16 protein-coding genes and 1 other annotated feature are annotated in these 21,625 nt (G+C 36.0%); of the genes, 11 read left to right on the top strand and 5 right to left on the bottom strand.

Annotated elements, in window-relative coordinates; genetic code table 11:
* Positions 1-8 precede the first annotated feature (8 nt).
* From BKP37_RS15380 to aroQ, 3 genes are all read left to right on the top strand, one after another.
* Positions 9-374 (top strand): response regulator, encoded by a 366-nt coding sequence (locus tag BKP37_RS15380; RefSeq protein ID WP_071310504.1) that lies wholly within the window; start codon positions 9-11, stop codon positions 372-374.
* A complete protein-coding gene (locus BKP37_RS15375; RefSeq protein ID WP_084034760.1) occupies positions 367-3,234 on the top strand; it encodes an ATP-binding protein in 2,868 nt (955 codons plus the stop codon). The genes BKP37_RS15380 and BKP37_RS15375 overlap by 8 nt, the downstream gene beginning before the upstream one ends.
* Positions 3,235-3,484: 250 nt before the next feature.
* Positions 3,485-3,931 (top strand): type II 3-dehydroquinate dehydratase, encoded by a 447-nt coding sequence (gene aroQ, locus BKP37_RS15370; protein WP_071310503.1) that lies wholly within the window; start codon positions 3,485-3,487, stop codon positions 3,929-3,931.
* A 242-nt stretch (positions 3,932-4,173) separates the two neighbouring features.
* Here the strand turns inward: aroQ and BKP37_RS15365 are convergent, their stop codons facing one another.
* The gene (locus tag BKP37_RS15365) at positions 4,174-4,488 is read right to left on the bottom strand and encodes a (2Fe-2S) ferredoxin domain-containing protein (protein WP_169823158.1); all 315 of its coding nucleotides are present in this window, start codon (positions 4,486-4,488) and stop codon (positions 4,174-4,176) included.
* A gap of 230 nt (positions 4,489-4,718) precedes the next feature.
* On the opposite strand from BKP37_RS15365, the gene BKP37_RS15360 reads away from it, so the two are divergent.
* Entirely contained in the window at positions 4,719-5,294 is a 576-nt protein-coding gene (locus BKP37_RS15360; protein ID WP_071310502.1) for a DUF6944 family repetitive protein, read from the top strand.
* Between the two features lie 64 nt (positions 5,295-5,358).
* Here the strand turns inward: BKP37_RS15360 and BKP37_RS15355 are convergent, their stop codons facing one another.
* Together BKP37_RS15355 and BKP37_RS15350 are read right to left on the bottom strand one after the other, a co-directional pair.
* Entirely contained in the window at positions 5,359-7,272 is a 1,914-nt protein-coding gene (locus BKP37_RS15355; RefSeq protein ID WP_071310501.1) for a triple tyrosine motif-containing protein, read from the bottom strand.
* Positions 7,273-7,736: 464 nt separating this feature from the next.
* A complete protein-coding gene (locus tag BKP37_RS15350) occupies positions 7,737-8,030 on the bottom strand; it encodes an MTH1187 family thiamine-binding protein (protein ID WP_071310500.1) in 294 nt (97 codons plus the stop codon).
* A 583-nt stretch (positions 8,031-8,613) separates the two neighbouring features.
* Between BKP37_RS15350 and BKP37_RS15345 the strand changes: the two genes are divergently transcribed.
* Positions 8,614-10,272 (top strand): glutamine--tRNA ligase/YqeY domain fusion protein, encoded by a 1,659-nt coding sequence (locus BKP37_RS15345; RefSeq protein ID WP_071310499.1) that lies wholly within the window; start codon positions 8,614-8,616, stop codon positions 10,270-10,272.
* A gap of 194 nt (positions 10,273-10,466) precedes the next feature.
* Here BKP37_RS15345 and BKP37_RS15340 read toward each other — a convergent pair whose 3' ends face one another.
* The gene (locus tag BKP37_RS15340) at positions 10,467-11,672 is read right to left on the bottom strand and encodes an NAD(P)/FAD-dependent oxidoreductase (RefSeq protein WP_071310498.1); all 1,206 of its coding nucleotides are present in this window, start codon (positions 11,670-11,672) and stop codon (positions 10,467-10,469) included.
* Between the two features lie 405 nt (positions 11,673-12,077).
* Between BKP37_RS15340 and cshA the strand changes: the two genes are divergently transcribed.
* The 5 genes from cshA to BKP37_RS15315 all read left to right on the top strand — a co-directional run bounded on the left by cshA (position 12,078) and on the right by BKP37_RS15315 (position 19,139).
* Entirely contained in the window at positions 12,078-13,562 is a 1,485-nt protein-coding gene (gene cshA, locus BKP37_RS15335) for a degradosome RNA helicase CshA (protein WP_071310497.1), read from the top strand.
* A gap of 829 nt (positions 13,563-14,391) precedes the next feature.
* Positions 14,392-15,087 carry a beta-phosphoglucomutase gene (gene pgmB, locus BKP37_RS15330; protein WP_071310496.1) on the top strand — a complete coding sequence of 232 codons (696 nt, stop codon included), beginning with the start codon at positions 14,392-14,394 and terminating at the stop codon, positions 15,085-15,087.
* Positions 15,088-15,304: 217 nt separating this feature from the next.
* On the top strand, positions 15,305-16,678 hold the full coding sequence (locus BKP37_RS15325) for a sucrose-specific PTS transporter subunit IIBC (protein ID WP_071310495.1): 1,374 nt from the start codon (positions 15,305-15,307) through the stop codon (positions 16,676-16,678).
* 60 nt (positions 16,679-16,738) lie between these two features.
* On the top strand, positions 16,739-17,683 hold the full coding sequence (locus BKP37_RS15320; protein ID WP_071310494.1) for an aminoimidazole riboside kinase: 945 nt from the start codon (positions 16,739-16,741) through the stop codon (positions 17,681-17,683).
* 4 nt (positions 17,684-17,687) lie between these two features.
* Positions 17,688-19,139: a glycoside hydrolase family 32 protein gene (locus BKP37_RS15315; RefSeq protein ID WP_071310493.1), complete on the top strand. Its 1,452-nt coding sequence runs from the start codon at positions 17,688-17,690 to the stop codon at positions 19,137-19,139.
* 132 nt (positions 19,140-19,271) lie between these two features.
* Here the strand turns inward: BKP37_RS15315 and BKP37_RS19400 are convergent, their stop codons facing one another.
* Positions 19,272-19,448: a YfhD family protein gene (locus BKP37_RS19400; protein ID WP_139193154.1), complete on the bottom strand. Its 177-nt coding sequence runs from the start codon at positions 19,446-19,448 to the stop codon at positions 19,272-19,274.
* A gap of 156 nt (positions 19,449-19,604) precedes the next feature.
* Positions 19,605-19,783, top strand: a binding site (T-box leader).
* Between the two features lie 103 nt (positions 19,784-19,886).
* Here BKP37_RS19400 and BKP37_RS15310 point away from each other — a divergent pair.
* On the top strand, positions 19,887-21,269 hold the full coding sequence (locus BKP37_RS15310; RefSeq protein WP_071310492.1) for a glycine--tRNA ligase: 1,383 nt from the start codon (positions 19,887-19,889) through the stop codon (positions 21,267-21,269).
* Positions 21,270-21,625 lie beyond the last annotated feature (356 nt).

The following is a 21,625-nucleotide window of genomic DNA, read 5'->3' as shown; positions in this document are numbered from 1 at the left end:
ATTTGGACGTGAGTAAAATTTTGCTAGCCGAAGACGAAGAAGTATTACGCATGTTGATTGTTGATACGTTAGAGGATGAAGAATATGAAATTGATGAAGCCACAGATGGTGGTGAAGCTCTAGAGCTCATTCATCAAAATGACTATGATTTAATTTTAATAGATTATATGATGCCTGTCATGACTGGCTTAGAAGTGATTGAAAAAGTGAGAGAAATTCCAGATAAAAGCCAAGTGAAAATTGTCATGCTTTCTGCTAAAAATCAACAAACTGATAAGGAACGAGTGACACATGCAGGGGCCGACTATTTTATTTCAAAACCATTCAGTCCAATGGAGTTAGTGACAAAGATTGGAGAGATTTTGAGTGATTGATTGGGTGAAAATGAATATTCATAGACAAATAATGGTCATTATTGTAGCTGTAACGATTGCAATAGCAGTTGCTAGTGGTTTATATCATTATTATGAGGAAAAGAGTGAACAAGAGTTTTTAAGCGAGTATCATAATTTAATTGAAAAGCGAAGAGTGACGGTAGATTTAAATCATGCCTTTAATGATGTGTTTTATGAGGCTAGAGGTTACATTTTATACCAACAGCAAGAGAAGTATAATGAAATTCAAAATCATCAAAAAACAATTGATGCGCTAATGAATCAATTGGAAACATTAGTTGGGAGTCATGAAGATTATTTGTATTTAAGTGAAGTACACAACTTTTATGATTATTATTTTCATGACCTTTTAATTAGATATTTGCCGATGATTGAAGAAGAATCGATTGAGACGGTCCAAAGTTTATTACAAGAAGAACAAGTAACTACGGAAATTAATAACTTTAAAGAAATACTGAATGATTATCGATACCAAATTTCTGAAATAGTTGACAGTAAGATTCAAGAAAATTTAGATCGACATAGTCAGAGTCGATGGGCATTTATCGCGTTTATTTTTCTTGTGATGCTACTCATTTCGCTTATGACAAGAATGATATTTATCCAATTTGCTAAGCCGATTCAAGAATTAGCGAGTATTGCTGAGTTTGTTAGTAAGGGACAAGAAATTAGAGAAATTAAGTCGGTTGAACGAGAAGATGAAATTGGGGTTTTATCAAAAGCATTTCAAACGATGTTAAAAAATATTCAGAGAAATAAACAAGAATTAGTTGCGCAAAATGAAGAGTTAATTGCTCAACAAGATGAATTAACGGCACAGCAGGAATCATTGCAAGAAGCGTTACAATATAAAGATGAAAATGAACAAATGTTAAAAAGAAGAAATGAGTTAGTCAAAAATCTCTCAAGCACGCTGAATAGGCAAGAGTTATTACAAAATGTGGTTGATAATATGGCAAGCGTGTTGAATGCGGATAAAGGCATGATCGTTCTTTTGGATCATGACGATTATGCTTCATTTGGAGTCGGCCAAAAAGGTGTTCAACAATTTATGGATCATTTCCATGAAAGCATCTTAATTCGAGCGAACGAAAAGAAAAAGCCGTTTGTCATTGAACGAGAGAGCCTTCCTGTAGAAAAAGGTTATTCATCTGAAGATATGATGAGTTCTGACTGTATCATTCCGGTCCTTTCGGATACAAAAGAAGTCACGGCTATCATGGTTTTTACACGTATTGGAAAGAGATTTTTATCTAAAGAAATAGGTGAGTTTGTTGGACTAGCGAAACCAATTTCTTTATCATTGGATAAATTAAAGTCTTATGAAGAAATTGAAAGTCAGCGTCTTTTAACGAAAGAAATATTGGAAACTGTAAGAGAAGGAGTTCAGTTAGTGCAACAAGATGGTACGATTGTACAATCTAATAGGCAACTTAATCATTTAGTGGGAATGGACTGTTCTAAGGAGCATACGAATGTATCTGAATGGATCGAGCAATTAACTGGACGTGTGAAACAAGAGAAGGAACTTTACGGATTTATGATGAACTCCCTAAAAGAATCATCTCAAAATAAAAGTTCATTTACGTATAAAATTAGAGATCCTAAGCACCGGGTAATCAAGGTTTATTATGAGCCTCTATACAGGAATGACAAAAGAACTGGTACAGTATTTGTTCATCAAGATATTACAAAACAATATGAAATTGACCAAATGAAATCTGAGTTTGTCAGTACGGTTAGCCATGAACTTCGTACGCCGCTTTCAAGTATTCTTGGCTTCTCAGAGGTAATGTTGACCAAAGAGTTAAAACCTGAACGTCAGAAAAAATACATGACGACGATTTACCAAGAAGCGAAAAGATTAACGGCACTAATTAATGATTTTCTAGATGTTCAAAGGATGGAATCTGGTAGGCAAGCCTATGATAAAAAGTATTTTAACATCATCCCAATCCTTGAAAAGGTCATTGAAGTTCAACAAGTAAATACGAATATTCATCAATTTAACATTGTTGAAAAAGCTGTTCATTCGGATATTTTAGGTGATAAAGAAAGGATTTATCAACTATTTACAAACGTTATTCGAAATGCGGTCAAGTATTCACCTGACGGCGGTGAAGTGACGATCACAGTTAGAGAAGATGACAATAGTTTATATGTTGATGTGAAAGATGAGGGACTAGGTATTCCAAAAGAGGCAATTCCTAAACTATTTACGAAATTTTATCGTATCGATAATTCTGATCGCCGTAAGATAGGCGGTACAGGGCTAGGCTTATCCATTGTGAAAGAAATAATAAAAGCGCACGATGGTGACGTTTTAGTGCAATCTGAGGAGCAAGTGGGAAGTACATTTACCCTTCGTTTTCCTGCTGTAAAGGATCGTACCATGATTCTGGATGAGACTTGTACTCAACCAAAGCATGGTACGGTTGTCATCATTGAAGATGATTTAAGTTTAGGATTATTACTACAAAATGAATTAAAAGACACAGGCTTTAGAGTCGTGTATTATAGCAATGGTCAAAAAGCGGTCGATGAAATAAAATCGCTGACGACCAAACCAGACGCTGTGGTCATTGATATTATGTTAAATGATGATATGAATGGCTGGGAAGTGATTACGAGTCTAAAGAAGGATCCGCATTTAAAAAATATTCCAATCTTTATTTCGTCTGCATTAGATGAAGTGGAACAAGGGAAAACGCTTGGAATAAGTGATTATTTAGTCAAACCATATGAACCAAGTAAACTTTCAAAGTCGATTTTACAAACACTTTTACAAAAAGGACAAGCAGGGCAAATTCTATTTCCGGTCAATAAAGAGACATTATAAAAAATTTAAAAGCAAGTTTTGTTGGAAGGCATCAAAAACGAAGGTTTTTGGTGCTTTTTCTATAAAGATTAAGAAAATTGCAGGTCGATGAAACGATAGAAATTTCCTATGAATACATGTAAATTACCGATTGGATTAAATAGGTTCTATATAATAAAATACAAGTATCAAATAATCTTCTCGATTACAAATAGTTTCTAATTATGAAAAAATCAGGTAGCGTTTGGGAAAAATGATTGGAGGAATAAAGGTGAGTAAAGTTTTAATGTTACATGGTGTTAACCACAATATGTTTGGAAAAAGAAACCCAAAAATGTATGGAACAATTACACTTGATGAAATTAATCAAAACATGGAAGACCTCGCAAAGGAACTAGACATTGAATTAGAAACATTCCAAACAAACTGTGAAGGTGAAATGGTTGATCGTATTCACCAAGGGTATTTTGATAAGGTTGATGCAGTAATTATCAATGCAGGAGCTTGGACACATTATAGCTATGGGATTAGAGATGCTTTAGATATACTTGAAGTACCTTTTATCGAAATTCACATGTCAAACGTTCATGCTAGAGATGAGTTTAGACACCATTCTGTATTCTCAGATATTGCTCAAGGTGTAATTTGTGGCTTTGGTTTTGATAGCTACCTTCTTGCACTTAGAGCTGCTAAAAATCTTATTGACCAAAAACAGTAGCTCGTTATTAAAACATTAAATATTTCCTATTGACCTGAAAGAGAAGTCTTAAAGCATAGTTTTTTCAAAAGGCTGTCCTAAAACAAAGTGTCAGACACCGCATTACAACTATATATAGACGGATGTTAAAATCGTACCTCTGTATATAGTAGAATACGCGTGTTGTCAGACACTTTTTGGACATTCTTTTACGTTAAAAATGATTAGAGAAGGAGATAAGGTTTATAATTTCAATAGATGAGTTACTTGTTTTCTAGCTTTAACATAACGAACTCCTCTACTGGTTCACCGTCGATAAAGTGCTCTTCCACAATTCTAGGAACATCTTTTGCAGTAAGGTTGTAATACCAAATTCCTTCTGGGTAGACGAGAGCGAAAGGGCCATTTCCACACAAACCTAAACAGCTTGTCTTGTTTAGTTTGATATGTTTATAAAGTCCATGTTCGACGAATTGTTCTTTAAACGCATCCATCACCTCCTCAACTTGCTGTCCATTACAGTGTTCACTCCCGCAAAAAAAGAGATGTCTTTTTAACTGTTTCAATCTCATATTCATATGATCACCCCTAACGAAATAAATGAAGAAACTGACTTGCTTGAAAAAATTATACATACATGAGCGGAAAAAAAGTTAGTAATACTGTGATTGTCATGAAACAATCAATATCTTTGTGAGATTATCTATAAGTATGTACGGCCATTTATTAGCTTTTTGCGAACTTTGGTTATATTGAAGGAATAAAATAAGGTATATCATGTATTTTGATAGACAGGGGGGTTTTTGAGGTGGTGGAGAACGAAAATAATTTAAATAGCCATGTCTTAATAGGGGCCTGGTTGATAGCGATTGGAACGATTGTTGCAGCAATTGCTGAAGTACGAGAACTGGTTGGGTTAAATGAAGTGAATAATAAGCTAGTTGCCATAGGAGAGGGGATACAAGCCGTAGGTGCAATGTTAGGTGGATTGGAAACAATCGATGACCCTTTGAACTTCGTCGGTGATTGGATTGACGGTGCAGGGGCTGCAACGTCTTCTTATGCAGCCTATTTGCAGGATAAAGATGAAGAAAGTGATGAGGATACCGCTCGTCTTGAAATCCTTGGTGCGTCCTTGCAGTCTATGGGGGCATCTATGAGTGCTGTAGCTGATAAGCTTGCCGGAGAAGATATTCTTTCTTTTGGGAATGTCATGCAAGGTTTTGGGGCGGGACTTGAAGCAATTGGTGGCATTTATGATTTAAATGAAAAAGAAAATGAAGGTCAACCGATTATAACAATTGGGGCTATTATCCAAGCATTAGGAGCGAATTTAAATGCTGTTGTGATAACAAAGGATTTAATTAAAGAAAATAAACAGTGAAAGCTGCTTATCGTAATAAGATATAGCAGCTTTTACTGTTGGTACACTTTGTTAATTGCTTTTCTTATTCAATTGTAAAAACTACTTCTTTACTATCATCAAATGAAATACTAGAATTCTTATGTTTTACTTCAGACTTAACTGTATAAGTTCCTTCTGAGGTTGGTACCCATCTGTAATTATTGTTTGGTGAGTAGTCTTGAACAACATCCCAATTTGAGCCGTCAAATATTGAAAATCTATATAGATGGTTGCTAGGATCATGGGAATTCACTGTAAAATGTATTTCATTATTAATAAATTGCGGGCTTTCTCTATCCATATTGAAAGCTACGATCTTCGCTGGATTGTAAACGGTATAATTGATGATTTGTTCGTGATCAAAGTTTTTCTTTGAATGTTTATGTTTCACTTGGACCTTAATTTGATAATCGCCAGCATTCAACGGTTTCCAAGAGGTAGAACGTTTAGAAGAAAAATCTTGAAGCGCCTCCCACTTCTGACCGTCAAAAATTAAAAATCTAAAGTGATTGTTAGAGTTATCATTCGATTGAGCTGTAACTGTAATGTCTGCATTCGTTGGTTGTGGACTGACTGGATTTAACGAAATATCACTTAATGTAGCTTCATGGAAAACGTTATAGGTCATCACTCTTTCATGATCAAATGCTTTCTTAGAGTTTCTATGTTTTGCTTGAACTTTAATTTGATATGTTCCTGCTTTGGCAGGTTTCCAAGAGACTGTACGCTTAGTCGAGAAGTCTTGAATCGTCACCCACTTATTACCGTCAAAAACTAAGAATTTAAAGCGATTATTTGAATTATCATTCGATTGAGCAGTAATTGTTACATCTGTATTGATCGGTTGTGGAGTTGCATGATTAAAAGAAAGAGTATTAATTTTAGCTTCATTGAAAACTGTGTAGTTAATCATTCGTTCACTATCAAATTTTTTGTTTGAATTTTTATGCTTTACTTGGACTCGGACTTGGTATGTACCGGCTTTTGTAGGTTTCCAAGTCGCTTTGCTTTTTGACGAATACTTTTGTATATCTATCCATTTTTTTCCGTCAAAATAAGAGAATTTAAATTGATTATTTGTATTGTTGTTTGATTGAGCTGTTAAGTTAATTGATGTGTTACTTGGCTGAGGACTTACCTTATTAACAGCTAATGAGTTAGCCTTTGCTGGTTGATAAACAGTGTAGTTTAAAATCTTTTCATCCTCATACTTCTTTTTAGAGTTTTTATTTTTTACTTGCACTTTTAATTTATAATTACCAGCACTTTTAGGTTGCCAATTTACTTTATTTGTAGAAGAGAAATCACGAATAGTAGCCCATTTTTTTCCGTCATGAACCATGAACTTATATAATGTATTGGAACCGCTTGAAACAGATGCGCTTACAGAAACGGAAGTATTAGTAGGCTGAGGGCTACTTTGACTCACCGAGAGTTTATTGACTTTACTTTCAAAAGCATATCCATTTGCTAAAGCGATTTGATTTAAACTTTGTTTTGAATTTGTAATAATGACAGGTGTATTGACTGCTACTCGATCAAATAGCCAACGGATTTCGTCATTATACATTCGAATACAGCCAGCACTAGCGTATGTACCAATTGATTTTGGGTTATTGTTGCCGTGAATAGCATATGTAGTACCGTGCGTTCCTCTTGCGTTTATTCCTAACCAACGGTCGCCTAATGGGTTTGATGGATGACCTCCAGGGATATTCTGTTTATAATAAGGACGATTTTTTATTTTGTTTACTATTTTAAATTTTCCTTCAGGAGTATAACTACTTTGTCTACCAGTTGCTACTTTAAATGTCTTTTCTAGCTTTCCTTGATTATAGTAAGCAAGTTGATTTGTATTTTTATTAATAATAATCATTTGGTTACTGTTAGCCAACGTATGAGAACCACCAACTAGAAGAAAAAAGATTAGTAGTAGAAAGCAGCTTAATTTTTTCATCATTCACCCCGTCATTACACCGAAATTTAGTAGATTTGTAGTATAAAAAAAGTGTAATTGATTACAATGAAAATAAATGTAAAAAAATGGGGCTTGTTTAGTGAAAATTTTTCGACACCTACAAAAGTGTGACTATTGATTGGTTTTAGTAAGAATATAAACTGAAAATCAGTTTTTACTGGCTTGAAATATTCAAAAATCCCTAAAAGTTTTCACGACTTTTAGGGATTTTTGAAGCTTTCATTAAAAAGTTGCGGTAATTTATCGTTTTTTTAGAAATTGTAAGCTTGATCGCTTATCATCTTGGTCACTTTTTGCACAAAACAACGCTTAGCGAAGAGACTTGCCAGTAGAACGAAAATTTTGTACGTATAAGGGTAAATGTTCTCGTGGTGCTTTTTAAAATGTAAGTATAAAATTTTGAAGCTAGAAAGCTATCTAGCTCCAGGCGCCTTGCGTTTTTCTTAGGAAAGTTCGACAGCCTCAATTTGGTGTTCTAATGTCATTGGTTTATCTATTCGATCGTCAATACAAATGTTGGTAACGACTCGTTGGGTTCCATTCGTAATTTCATTTTTGTGAATTTGTTTGGCTACATCCATAAGTTCGTCAATGCTTCCTTCGATAACGGTAGCGGTCGGAGTTACCTGATAGTTGAGACCTTTTTGTTGGATAAGTTCGACAGCCTTTGAAACATTACTACTGAAGCTTGGTGTATTTGAACCTACAGGTACAACGCTAATTTCTAGTATGGGCATAATAAACACTCCTCATGATTATAGTATGGTTTGGTCGAAACCTAAGTTTAGGTTGGACTTTTCTGATGTAAATAAACAATCCTTTTATTGTAATTTGATCAAACTGATTTGTACTTATAGGTCATAGCCCCCACCTTTACGCGTAGCGTAGGTGGGAACTTCCATTCAGGTGGAGTTGAGACTCCATTTCGATTTCCGATGTTCTAGCGAAGCTAAAATGAGTTCTCTTGTGCTTTCATTTTTGTCATATTACTCGACTTAATAAAACAGATAGTATACCTAGTTGAATTAGTTCCAATGTTGCAAGATGAAAGGAATAATAAAGTTAACATTCATGAATATCGATATTCTTATTTTCGCAATTATTTACTATATTACGTTTAACCGTTCGTAACTAGATATAGATTTAAGCCGATCATTTTTAGTAATTTTGAAACTCATCCAGATAAAATAAAATTGGTTGTGCAAAATACGTTTATTCTACTAATGACTCAGACACAATAGACGCATAGATATATTTGCATTTTTATGATATAACTACTAATAATTACTATATTAGAGACTGGAGAAAGGTTGGTCAAAAGTGGAGAAAAAATCGAATAGTTCTAACTTTATCAAACATATTGTGGCAGAAGACATAAAAAGCGGAAAACATGATGAAATCGTTACCCGTTTTCCTCCTGAGCCGAACGGATACTTACATATTGGACATGCAAAATCGATCGTATTAAATTTTGAACTCGCAGATGAGTTTAAAGGACGTACAAATTTACGGTTTGATGATACGAATCCACTAAAAGAGGATGTAGAATACGTTGAGTCAATCAAAGAAGATGTAAAATGGTTAGGGTATGATTGGGATGGGCTATTTTTCGCATCGGATTATTTCGATGAAATGTATGAACGAGCTGTTCTACTTATTAAAAAGGGACTAGCTTACGTTGAAGATTTATCTCAAGAGGAAATAAGAGCTTATCGTGGCACGTTAACAGAGCCAGGAAAAGAAAGTCCTTCTAGAACTCGTTCTGTTGAAGAAAATCTAGATCTTTTTGAACGTATGAAAAATGGTGAATTTAATAACGGGGAGAAAGTCCTTCGTGCCAAAATCGATATGGCTTCGCCAAATATTAATTTAAGAGATCCGGTTATTTATCGTATATCTCATGCCACTCACCACAATACGGGTGATAAGTGGTGTATTTATCCGATGTATACATTTGCTCACCCATTAGAAGATGCCATTGAAGGTGTGACACATTCAATTTGTACATTAGAGTTTGAAGATCAACGTCCGTTTTATGATTGGGTCATTGAAAATTGTGAGATGGAAGCAACGCCAAGACAATATGAATTTGCTCGTTTAAACTTAACGAATACGGTTATGAGTAAGCGAAAGCTAAAGTTATTGGTTGATGAAAACATCGTTGACGGTTGGGATGATCCGAGAATGCCGACGATTTCTGGTTTGCGAAGGAAAGGGTATACTCCTGATGCTATTCGTAATTTCTGTCGTGAAATAGGTGTCGCTCGAGCATTTAGTACGGTTGATGAGCAAATGTTGGAGCATTTTATTCGAGAAGATTTAAAATTAAAAGCACCTAGAACGATGGCTGTTTTAAAACCATTAAAAGTAGTTATTACTAATTATCCAGAAGGTCAAGTAGAAATGCTTGACGCAGAGATTAATCCGGAAAATGAAGAAATGGGGACACGTCAAATTCCATTTTCGCGTGAAATTTACATTGAACAAGATGACTTTATGGAAGATCCACCGAAAAAGTACTTTCGACTATTCCCGGGAAATGAAGTTCGCTTAAAGCATGCATACTTCATTAAATGTGAAGAAGTTATAAAAGACGAAGAAGGAAATGTTATAGAGCTTCGTTGCACGTACGATCCTGAAACAAAAAGTGGTACAGGTTTCACAGGAAGAAAAGTAAAAGGAACACTTCACTGGGTAGAAGCAACGAATGCTAAAGAAGCTGAATTTCGTTTATACGAACCATTAATTTTAGACGAAGCGGGCGATGAAGGGGAAGATAAAAACTTCCTTGAGAAAGTCAACCCAAATTCATTAGAAATTTTACAAGGGTATGTAGAACCGAACATGGAAGGTGCAAAACCAAATGACAAGTTCCAATTCTTTAGACATGGATATTTCAACGTTGATAAAATACACACGACAGGCGAAAAAGTTGTTTTTAACCGCATTGTTTCACTAAAAAGTTCGTTTAAGTTATAATAAGAAAAACACACTTGCATTTTTATGATGCACGTGTGTTTTTTTTGCAGTTCGATTTCGATTGTTCATCTATACCGCTCTTAAGGGACGTAAGCTAACCACTTCAATGCTTATGTAAAGGCCCCCGCTGATTGCTGTTCAGCTTATTCATACAGTCGTCTTCAATCACTCGTTCATATTTCAATTGAGCCTACTTAAAGCTGTGGACGTGACTGTATATATAAATCGACGTTATCACTTGATCCTTTGTGAATAAGATCACGAATAATTTGAGTTAAAACTGTACTATAGACAAGTCCATTATCACCATATCCGTATATAAAGTAACAGTTAGGATGATCGTCGTACATTCCTAGTATCGGCATGCCATCGTGTGTTCCCCCATAAAAAGCCGCTAAATAATAGTCTGGTTTAATATGAATAGATGGAAACAGTTGGTTGAAATCTCTTACTAATTGGTCGCGTTTATGAATGAGCATAGAATCGCGACGGTCGACGAAAGCGGTTGTTTCATCCAGACCACCTATAATTATTCGATTATCGTGAGTGGTTCTCATATACATATAAGGTCGCGCTGTTTCCCATATTAATGTTCGGTTGTACCAAAAATTTTCAAGTGGTTGTGTCACAATCGCATATGAGCTAGAAATGGTCGTGTTTTTTTCTTTTTTAAATTCTAAGTTTTCGTACCCGGCAGTGAAAATAACATATTTTGCTTTAATTGATTTTTGATTATTGGTAAAAAATTGTACATAATCGTCACAAAATTTTTTTCTCACTAGTTCAGTATTAGCAAATATTTTAACTCCATTATCCTTTGCCTTTTCGAGTAGTCCATATGTAAACGCAAGAGGATTTAGTTCTCCGTCATTAAAAGAGTAAATGGCAGCAGGTGCATAAAAAGGATAATGTTCTTTTATTTGTTCTTTAGTAAAATAGGTAACGTCAAATCCGTGCTTTTTTAAGAGGTGGTACTCTTTGTCAATTTTTTCAACATCTTCTAGTGAACTAGAAAAATATAGACTATCTCTTCTTGTAAAATGACTATGATAAGGTAACTTCTTTGAAGCAATTTCAATGTCATCGATGGCTTTTTGGCACAGTTTTAAATGGCGTGCTGATCGCTCTTCACCAAAAGTAGATACGAGTTCAAAAAACATTTTATCTCCAGAATATTGAAGTAATGCAGTATTCGTACTTGTACTACCAGCACCAACATCTCGTTTATCAATAACAATGATGTTCATGTCTAATTGGGATAAATAGTAAGCAGCTTGTGCGCCAGAACTTCCCCCACCAACAATTAATACATCGCATGTTAAGTCGTCGTCCAAGGGTAAATAAGTAGGTTTATTTGTAATAGTTGTTGGCCAATATAGCTTGCCACTTTGTAAATCCATAGTCCCAACTCCTTATAATTTAATACAAATGTAGTTTTACCTAATAAATAAATAAAACTAAACCTTTATTTAATTGTTAAAAAGTAGTAAGATAGATAAGTTGCATACATTATCGTAATTAATGAGTACAATTTTTTTGGACAATGAGCCAAAACGTAGCAACACAGACTTAGAAACAATCGTTTCTAATGGGCGGTTATGGGGTTGACTTTGATAGAGAAAAATTTCTCAGTTGGTAAGTGCGCTAAATCTGGGCATTATATTTTTATAGCGACTAAAAATTTTTGAATGTTATTTAATTAGTTTTAGTCAGGATTTGACTATTTTAGTTAAATCTAAAAGTCAGCCTCTTATACCGCTCGTCAGAAGGGATAATAATATTATATTTATAAAGGAGAAATGAATTTGGCAACTTTTAATGACTTTGGTTTAGACTCAAGAATAACTCGCGCAATATCAGATATGGGCTTTGAGGAGGCAACACCAATTCAAGCACAAACAATTCCAACTGCAATCGCAGGTAAGGATTTAATCGGACAAGCGCAAACAGGAACAGGGAAAACGGCAGCATTCGGAATCCCGTTAATTGAAAAAGCAGACACAGCAAATGGTGACATTCAATCAGTCATTCTTACTCCAACAAGGGAGCTAGCTGTTCAAATCGCTGAAGAATTAAATAAAATTGGTCAATATAAAGGTGTAAAATCTTTACCAATCTACGGTGGACAAGATATTAGTCGTCAGTTGCGTGCACTTAAGCAAAAACCGCAAATTATCGTTGCGACACCTGGGCGTTTTATGGATCATATGCGTCGAAAAACAATTCGTCTACAATCGATTAGTCTTGTCGTTCTTGATGAAGCAGATGAGATGTTAAACATGGGCTTTGTTGAAGATATTGAAACAATCTTAAAAGAAGTACCTGAATCTCGTCAAACATTGTTGTTTTCAGCAACGATGCCAAAACGTATTCAAACTCTTGCTCAGAAATTTTTACGTGAGCCAGAATTTATTACAGTAAAAGCAAAAGAAATGACAGTTGAAAACATTGAGCAACAATATATGGAAGTGTCAGAAAAGCAAAAGTTCGATGCACTTTGCCGTATGCTTGATATCCATACGCCTGAACTTGCTATTGTGTTTGGTCGTACGAAGCGTCGTGTTGATGAGCTTTCAGAAGCACTACTAAAACGTGGTTATATCGCAGAAGGTATCCATGGTGATTTAAATCAAGCAAAGCGTGATAGTGTAATTCGTAAGTTTAAAGAGTCAACAATTGAGGTTCTTGTCGCTACAGACGTAGCTGCTCGTGGTATTGACGTTAGTGGTGTAACTCACGTCTATAACTTTGATATTCCTCAAGATCCTGAAAGCTACGTTCACCGTATCGGTCGTACAGGTCGTGCAGGAAAAACTGGTTTAGCATTAATGTTTGTTACGCCAAGAGAAATTGACCATTTAAAATCAATCGAAAAGATGACAAATCGTAAAATTAGTCGTATTAATGTTCCAACCTTTGCTGAGGCGATTGAAGGACAACAACGTTTAACGATTGATAAACTATTAGAAACAATCCAAGAAAAAGAATTCTTAGCATATAAGAACAGTGCTGAGCAGCTTTTAGAGGAAGTTGATTCCGTGTCACTAGTGGCTGCAGCATTAAAGTTGTTAACAAAAGAACCAAATACAACACCTGTGAAAATTACAGGCGAAGCACCGCTAAGAGTGAAAAAAGCAAAATTTGATAGCAAAAAGGGCGGCGGTGGAAGAGATCGCGGACGTGACCGAGATCGAAACCGAGGCGGTCGTAATCGTAAAGACGGAGAGGGACGTCCCCCTCGTAATAATGCAGAACGTAGTTTTAAAAAAAGAAAAAAGAATAAGGTTTAAGTACGAAAAAGCTAACCGAAGAGGGTTAGCTTTTTTTTTACATGTACAGAAAGTATATTTGGAAACTGTCTAGAGTAAGCAGTTTACGAGCTTGGGCACTTCAGGCAAGCTACTGACTCCAATTACCTCTTGAAATCCGTCGTTGAATGCATTAGGGACCACGAATAGAGTCTATTCGAGTATGCAGCTAAGGAAAAAGTGGATTAGGGTCCGCGAAAAGAGTCTATTCGAGTATGCAGCTAAGGAAAAAGTGGATTAGGGGCCACGAATAGAGTCTATTCGAGTATGCAGCTAAGGAAAAAGTAGATTAGGGTCCACGAAAAGAGGTTATTCGAGTATGCAGCTAAGGAAAAAGTGGATTAGGGTCCACGAAAAGAGGTTATTCGAGTATGCAGCTAAGGGAAAAGTGCATTTAGGGTCCACGAAAAGAGNCTATTTGAGTATGCAGCTAAGGGAAAAGTGCATTTAGGATCCACGAAAAGAGGTTATTCGAGTATGCAGCTAAGGAAAAAGTAGATTAGGGTCCACGAAAAGAGGTTATTCGAGTATGCAGCTAAGGAAAAAGTGGATTTAGGATCCACGAAAAGAGGTTATTCGAGTATGCAGCTAAGGGAAAAAGTAGATTAGGGTCCACGAAAAGAGGTTATTCGAGTATGCAGCTAAGGAAAAAGTGGATTTAGGATCCACGAAAAGAGGTTATTCGAGTATGCAGCTAAGGGAAAAGTGCATTTAGGGTCCACGAAAAGAGGTTATTTTAGCTAGTAAGACTCAAAATATGTAGAAAAATTATCTGCATATTTGGTAAGATAGAATTAGAAAGGGTGATACAGTGAGAGACAGAGCATTACATGCCGTTATTTTTGATCTAGATGGAGTCATCGCTAATACAGTTGAGCACTACTATCACGCAGGAAAGCGCCTGGCCGACGAAATTAATATACCTTATGATCGTGAACTAAACCAAAAGGTACAAGGGCTAAATCGTTATAAACAAGTTGAGATTATGTTAGGTGATAAATTCAAAGATTATTCTGAGGAACAAATTCGTGAATTGGGTGACCGTCGAAGTCTTTATTATCGCGAAAAAATCACAACTTTCTCGAGTAAGGACGTATTACCTGGTATGGTTGATTTGTTAATAGAATTAAAAGAGAAACAAATAAAAACGGCTTTAGCATCAGCTAGCTCAAACGCATTTGAAGTGGTAGAGAAATTAGGTGTAAGAAAATATCTTGATATTATTGTCGATATTAAGAAAATTAAAAATGGGAAACCTGATCCCGAGATTTTCTTAACCGCAGCAAATCTACTTAATGTCGAACCTATTAATTGTGTAGCGATAGAAGATGGTGAAGCAGGATTAACGGGCATTCTTCAAACAGATATGTTTTCGATTGGTGTAGGAAAGCACGAAGCGATGAGAAAAGCAGATTGGCGAGTTATGAGTACAGATGAAATTACATTAAACCGATTATTACACGAATGGGAAAACAAACCATCGGATAAGCTGTTGACAACTAAGTAGATTCTATGATTAAATTCAGAGGACAAATCGAATATTGTAGGATTGTGACTGATTATGCAGGCAAGACCTAAAATGTGTAAAGGGGTAGAGTCTACCTATTTTTCCCTTTTATATATTTTAGGTCTTTTTTGTTCATAATGGTGATAATAAAACAGATGATACTTTGCATGTAATCATAATTTTATTGACAAAATAAGCAAAAAAAGGAGAATGAAACATGAATGAACGCGAAATTGCGAAACAACTTCTGCCATTATTAGGTGGAAAAGAAAACATAGTAAGTGCGACACATTGTGCCACACGACTACGTATTGTCTTAAGTGACGATCAAAAAGCTAGCAAGTCGGAAATTGAAAACGTTGACGGTGTAAAAGGAGCATTTTTAAGCTCTGGTCAATTCCAAATTATTTTTGGAACAGGTACAGTGAATAAAGTTTATGCAGAATTTGCCAAAGAAGCGGATTTAGACAATGCAGATCGTAAAACCGATCATCAAGATGCAATTAAACAAAAAATGAATCCAGTGGCTCGTTTTGCTAAAACGTTATCAAATATTTTCGTACCAATTATTCCTGCGATTGTAGCTAGTGGTTTATTAATGGGACTATTAGGAATGTTAAGAACCTTCCAATGGGTAGCGCCAGATAGCTCGTTAATTGTTTTACTAGATATGTTTTCAAGTGCTGCTTTTATTATTTTACCGATTTTAATTGGTGTGAGTGCTGCTAAAGAGTTTGGTGCAAACGCTTATTTAGGGGCTGTTATCGGTGGAATTATGACACACCCAGCATTATTAAATGCCTGGGCACAGGGAACTGTAGAACCAGATTACTTGAACTTTTTAGGTTTTGATATTGCCATGATTGGTTACCAAGGTACGGTTATACCAGTATTACTTGCTGTATATTTTATGAGTAAAGTTGAAAAAGGGTTACGTAAAGTGGTTCCTAATGCAATTGATTTAATTGTAACTCCGTTTGTAACTGTGGTTGTAACTGGATTTTTTGCATTAATTATTCTAGGTCCATTAGGAAATTTTGTTGGTGACGGCATAACAACCATTTTAAACTTTGTTTATAACCATGGTGGTTTTATTGCTGGTCTTCTTTTCGGTGGAACCTATTCATTAATCGTTATTACTGGTGTTCATCACTCTTTCCATGCTATTGAAGCAGGATTAATTGCAAGTATTGGTGTGAACTATTTACTTCCGATTTGGTCGATGGCAAACATTGCTCAAGGTGGCGCGGGTCTTGCCGTATTTTTCAAAACAAAACGCGCAAAAACAAAAGAGGTTGCCCTACCATCAGCGTTATCAGCATTTCTAGGTATTACTGAGCCAGTTATTTTCGGGGTTAACCTTCGTTACCGTAGACCGTTCATTGGTGCGTTAATTGGTGGAGCCCTTGGTGGTGCGTATGTAGTATTTACAAACGTAGTCGCAAATGCATATGGCCTAACAGGAATTCCGATGGTTGCAATTGTATCACCATTAGGTACAGCGAACTTAATTAATTATTTAGTAGGTTTAGCAATTGCATTAGTAGGTGCTTTTGTTGCAACATGGATACTAGGATTTAAAGAAGAATAATAATAAGATCAGGTATAGTCTACCTGATCTTTCTACAATATTTTGGGGAGGTAATTACTAATGAAAAAAGGTGTTATTAGTCTTGGTGAAGCATTAATTGATTTTATTCCAATGGATCATACGAATACAAGTTACATAAAAAGTCCTGGTGGAGCTCCAGCAAATGTGGCTGTTGGCCTCGCTCGTTTAGGTGTTGAATCTACTTTTTTAGGAAAAGTCGGTGATGATGTTTTAGGTCGCTTTTTAAAAGAAACTTTAGAAAATTTTGGTGTGTTAACAGATCAAATGTCTTTTACTAAAGACGTTAGGACTGGAGCCGTATTTGTTACACTTGCCGAAGATGGTGAGCGAAGCTTTGATTTTTATATTGATCCAAGTGCAGATCGTTTCTTGTCGGAAGAAGACTTAAATGAAAAACTTTTTCAATCAAAGCAAATTCTTCACTTTGGTTCGATAAGCTTGATCAGTGAACCTTCGAAATCTGCGACAGAAAAGGCAGTAAAATTAGCAAAAGAAAACGGAATGATTGTCTCCTATGATCCTAACTTACGATTAGGTCTATGGGAGAATGAACAAGTTGCACGTGAAACGATTATATCGATGCTAGGTCAGGCAGATGTCTTGAAAATTTCTGAGGAAGAACTAGAGTTCATCACAGGGGAAAAGGATATAGATCAAGGAGTTGCTCTCCTTTCTAACTATGACATTCCACTTATTTTAATTACGTTAGGTTCAGAAGGAAGTTATATCTTTTTACACGGGGAAAAAACGCATGTAGAGGCGATGAAAGTAAATGCTGTTGATACAACAGGGGCTGGCGATGCCTTCGTATCAGGAATTCTTTATAACTTAGAAAAACGACAGAATGTAAAAAGTCTAACGTTAGAAGAAGTAAAGGAAATTGCGCGTTTTGCAAGTGTTTCAGGTGGTTTAGCTGCATCTACAAAGGGTGCGATGACGGCACTACCGACAATAAATGAAGTTGAAAAGATTTTAAGGGGCTAATGATATGACGGATAAGGATTTACAACTGCGATCACAAGCCTATGAGGAAGTAGAAAAGTATAAAGAAAAAGTAGAAAGTGATTATCACAGACTTAAGTATCACTTAATGCCACCTGTTGGTCTTCTAAATGACCCGAATGGTTTTATTCAATTTAAAGGCATTTATCATTTATTTTATCAATGGAATCCATTCAACACAGGCCATGGGGCTAAATTTTGGGGCCATTATACATCAAAAGACCTTGTTCATTGGACACATGAGGAAATTGCACTTTCCCCGAGTGACTGGTTTGATAAAAATGGTTGTTATTCTGGAAGTGCGATAGAAGCTGAAGGTAAAATGAAACTATTTTATACAGGTAACGTAAAGGATGAAGAAGGAAACCGCGAAACGTATCAATGTTTAGTGGAGAGTGAAGACGGGATCCATTTTGAGAAAAAGGGTGTAGTCGTGAATTTACCTGAAGGGTACACACCTCATTTTCGCGATCCAAAGGTTTGGCAACACGAAGGTGTTTGGTATATGATTATTGGTGCTCAAAGTACTGATTTGCAAGGTAAAGCTGTTTTACTTAGCTCAACAGACTTGAAAGATTGGAGCTGTCTTGGTGATATTACCGGGTCTCAAAGTGAACAGTTAGGAGAGTTTGGTTATATGTGGGAATGCCCAGATCTTTTTCAATTAGAAGATAAGGATGTACTGGTCATTTCTCCACAAGGATTAGAAGCCGAGGGCATGCTTTATAACAATGTGTTCCAATCTGGCTATTTTGTTGGAAAGCTGAATTATGAAACGGCAAAGATGGAGCACGGAGAGTTTACCGAACTTGATCGGGGATTTGAATTTTACGCACCTCAAACAACTGTGGATGAAAAAGGTCGAAGATTAATGTTTGCTTGGATGGGCGTGCCTGACCAAGACGAAGATAAACAGCCTACGATTGAATATAATTGGGTACATGCGATGACACTTCCTCGTGAGCTTGTACTGAAGGGTGAAAAACTGTATCAAAACCCACCTGAAGAGTTAAAACAGTTAAGAAAAAATGGTGTGATTCATACAGGAGTAGAAATTTCAGAAGAAAGTACAAGTTTAGCTGATGTAAATGGGGATGTAGTAGAATTAATCGTTGAAATAAAAGGAAATAATGCTGGTTCATTTGAAATTAATCTCAGAAATGAAGCTCGGGTTGTTTATAATTTTCACGAACAAACAGTAACGTTAGAGCGAAATTCTTATGCGAAACAAGGTACAGAGAAAAGACAATGTCAACTATCTGAATTAAAGGAGTTACGCATCTTTTTAGATACATCTTCGATTGAGGTGTTCGTAAACGAGGGTGAAGAAGTCTTCACTGCACGAATCTTCCCAAGTCAAAACGACAAGGAACTTTTATTTAAAGCTGAAAACGGTACGACTATTTGTACAGTAAAAAAGTGGGACCTTCTAAAATAGAGACGAGGGTGTCCCAAAAGTGTCTGACACCACGCGTATACTACTATATATAGGTTCGGTTTTAATATCCGTCTAAATATAGTTTTGATACGGTGTCTGAAACTTTGTTTTGGGGCACCTCCATCATAATGCTTATTTTCTGTTTACTCCAAGGGGTCCAAAACCTGGTTGCGTTTCGAATTGGTAGCGATCGTCGAGCTCTTTAGCAAACTCCAGATCATCGTCAGTAGTTGCGATATCTTTTTTCGGAGTTTGTGGTAAGCTTTGTTTATTTTTGTCACGTGCTTTTTGTTTTCTTGCTCTACCCATTTGTCTCATCTCCTTTCTCTTAACTATTTTTTCTTATAGAGAAAAAGGTTATGTATCGAAAAAACTGTGACAAATGTATATTTTTTAGAGAAAATGACAAAATAAGTTTGACGAAAGCTTTCAAAATTTGGTATGATAATCAACAAATTAAATGAATATAAAACGTTGATAGACGTATAGTAGCTAAATAGTATCTTCTTTAGCGAGCTAGGGGTGGTGTGAGCCTAGTGAAGGGATTTAGTGAAACGGCAGTCTGGAGTTTTTACGATAAAGTGGGTATGGAGTTTCTCATGCCAACTAGGGTGGAACCGCGGGAGTAAGCTCTCGTCCCTAGGCTAATGAAGCCTAAGGACGAGAGCTTTTTTGCGTATGAGGTAGAAACGCCTTATCACTTAGGCTTAATAAAAAATTTCATAAAATTTAGGGAGTGTAGTAAAAATGACGAAAACAATGGATCAAATTGTTGCACATGCAAAGCATCGTGGATTTATTTTTCCAGGTTCAGAGATATACGGAGGTCTTGCTAATACTTGGGATTACGGCCCGCTTGGAACAGAATTAAAAAATAATGTAAAAAAAGCTTGGTGGCAAAAATTTGTTCAAGAATCTCCATACAATGTTGGTCTTGATGCTGCTATCTTAATGAATCCTAGAACTTGGGAAGCTTCTGGTCATATCGGCAACTTCAATGATCCGATGATTGACTGTAAAAAATGTAAAGCGAGACATCGTGCTGATAAAATTATAGAAAATGCTCTTGAAGCAAAAGGGATGGAAATAGTCGTTGACGGACTTCCGTTTGAAAAAATGGAACAATTAATTCAAGAGCATGAAATTGTTTGTCCTGAATGTGGGGAGTTAGACTATACGTCAATTCGTCAATTTAACTTAATGTTTAAAACATTCCAAGGTGTAACAGAATCAAGTTCAAACGAAATCTTTTTACGTCCAGAAACGGCGCAAGGAATTTTTGTCAACTTTAAAAATGTGCAAAGAACGATGCGCAAAAAGCTTCCATTTGGAATTTGCCAAGTAGGTAAGAGTTTTCGTAATGAGATTACACCTGGTAACTTTACGTTCCGTACACGTGAGTTTGAACAAATGGAGCTTGAGTTTTTCTGTAAACCTGGTGAGGAATTAAAGTGGTTTGATTTCTGGAAAGAACAAGCAGATAAATGGTTAAGTGGACTTGGGATGAAAAAAGAAAATGTACGCATGCGTGATCACTCAGATGATGAGCTTTCTCATTACAGTAACGCAACAACAGATTTTGAATATAAATTCCCATTTGGTTGGGGAGAGCTTTGGGGTGTAGCTTCTCGTACAGATTATGACTTAAAACAGCACATGGAGTTTTCGGGTGAGGATTTCCAATACATTGATCAAGAAACAAACGAGCGATACATTCCGTATTGTATCGAGCCTTCATTAGGGGCGGACCGTGTGACATTAGCTTTCTTAGTTGATGCTTACGATGAAGAAGCTCTTGAAGATGGAACGAGTCGTACAGTAATGCGACTACACCCAGCGTTAGCACCTTATAAAGCCGCAATTCTTCCTTTGTCAAAGAAATTATCTGAAAACGCGCGTGCAGTATTTGGCGAACTTGCGAAAAATTTCATGGTTGATTACGATGAAGCTGGTTCTATCGGGAAACGCTACCGTCGTCATGATGAAATTGGGACACCTTTCTGTATCACATACGACTTTGATTCAGAAACAGATCAAATGGTAACAGTACGTGACCGTGATACAATGGAACAAACACGTGTACCAATCGTCGAGTTAAAAAGCTTCTTAGAAGAAAAAATCCAATTTTAAGAAGAAAAGCACAAGCGCCTTGATCACGAGCTCGTAGGCGCTGAAGCTAGACAAAGAAAAGTACAAGCTAAAAAAACGAGTTTGGATTAAATATCCGAACTCGTTTTTTTTCATTGAATTCGTTACGAAGATTGGTGAAAATTGTAGAAGAAAGTCGATATTACAAAAGTATTATTTTGTGATTAATAGAGTGGTACACTTCTAATTTTCTATATTAAGACGCGGTGTTGAGGTAGACTTTGGTCTATTGCAACTCTAAACTACTACATCGGATTTGTTATTTTAATATAATATACGGTGGGAGGGTAATTTGTCAGGATATGTAGAATTTATATCTGTTTTATAGATCTAATTAT

The sequence above is a fragment of the Anaerobacillus alkalilacustris genome (assembly GCF_001866005.1).
In the GTDB taxonomy this organism is placed as follows: Bacteria; Bacillota; Bacilli; order Bacillales; family Anaerobacillaceae; genus Anaerobacillus; species Anaerobacillus alkalilacustris.
Note: the sequence above shows the minus strand (reverse complement) of the source record. Positions and strands in the feature narration are given on the sequence as shown.

What these genes read in the sequence shown, in the direction of transcription:
- BKP37_RS15320 (WP_071310494.1), top strand. Translation starts at nt 16,739, where the DNA reads ATGAAAAAAGGTGTTATTAGTCTTGGTGAAGCATTAATTGATTTTATT.
- BKP37_RS15310 (WP_071310492.1), top strand. Translation starts at nt 19,887, where the DNA reads ATGACGAAAACAATGGATCAAATTGTTGCACATGCAAAGCATCGTGGA.
- BKP37_RS15350 (WP_071310500.1), bottom strand. Translation starts at nt 8,030, where the DNA reads ATGCCCATACTAGAAATTAGCGTTGTACCTGTAGGTTCAAATACACCA.
- BKP37_RS15315 (WP_071310493.1), top strand. Translation starts at nt 17,688, where the DNA reads ATGACGGATAAGGATTTACAACTGCGATCACAAGCCTATGAGGAAGTA.
- BKP37_RS15365 (WP_169823158.1), bottom strand. Translation starts at nt 4,488, where the DNA reads ATGAATATGAGATTGAAACAGTTAAAAAGACATCTCTTTTTTTGCGGG.
- BKP37_RS15355 (WP_071310501.1), bottom strand. Translation starts at nt 7,272, where the DNA reads ATGAAAAAATTAAGCTGCTTTCTACTACTAATCTTTTTTCTTCTAGTT.
- BKP37_RS15325 (WP_071310495.1), top strand. Translation starts at nt 15,305, where the DNA reads ATGAATGAACGCGAAATTGCGAAACAACTTCTGCCATTATTAGGTGGA.
- BKP37_RS19400 (WP_139193154.1), bottom strand. Translation starts at nt 19,448, where the DNA reads ATGGGTAGAGCAAGAAAACAAAAAGCACGTGACAAAAATAAACAAAGC.
- BKP37_RS15340 (WP_071310498.1), bottom strand. Translation starts at nt 11,672, where the DNA reads ATGGATTTACAAAGTGGCAAGCTATATTGGCCAACAACTATTACAAAT.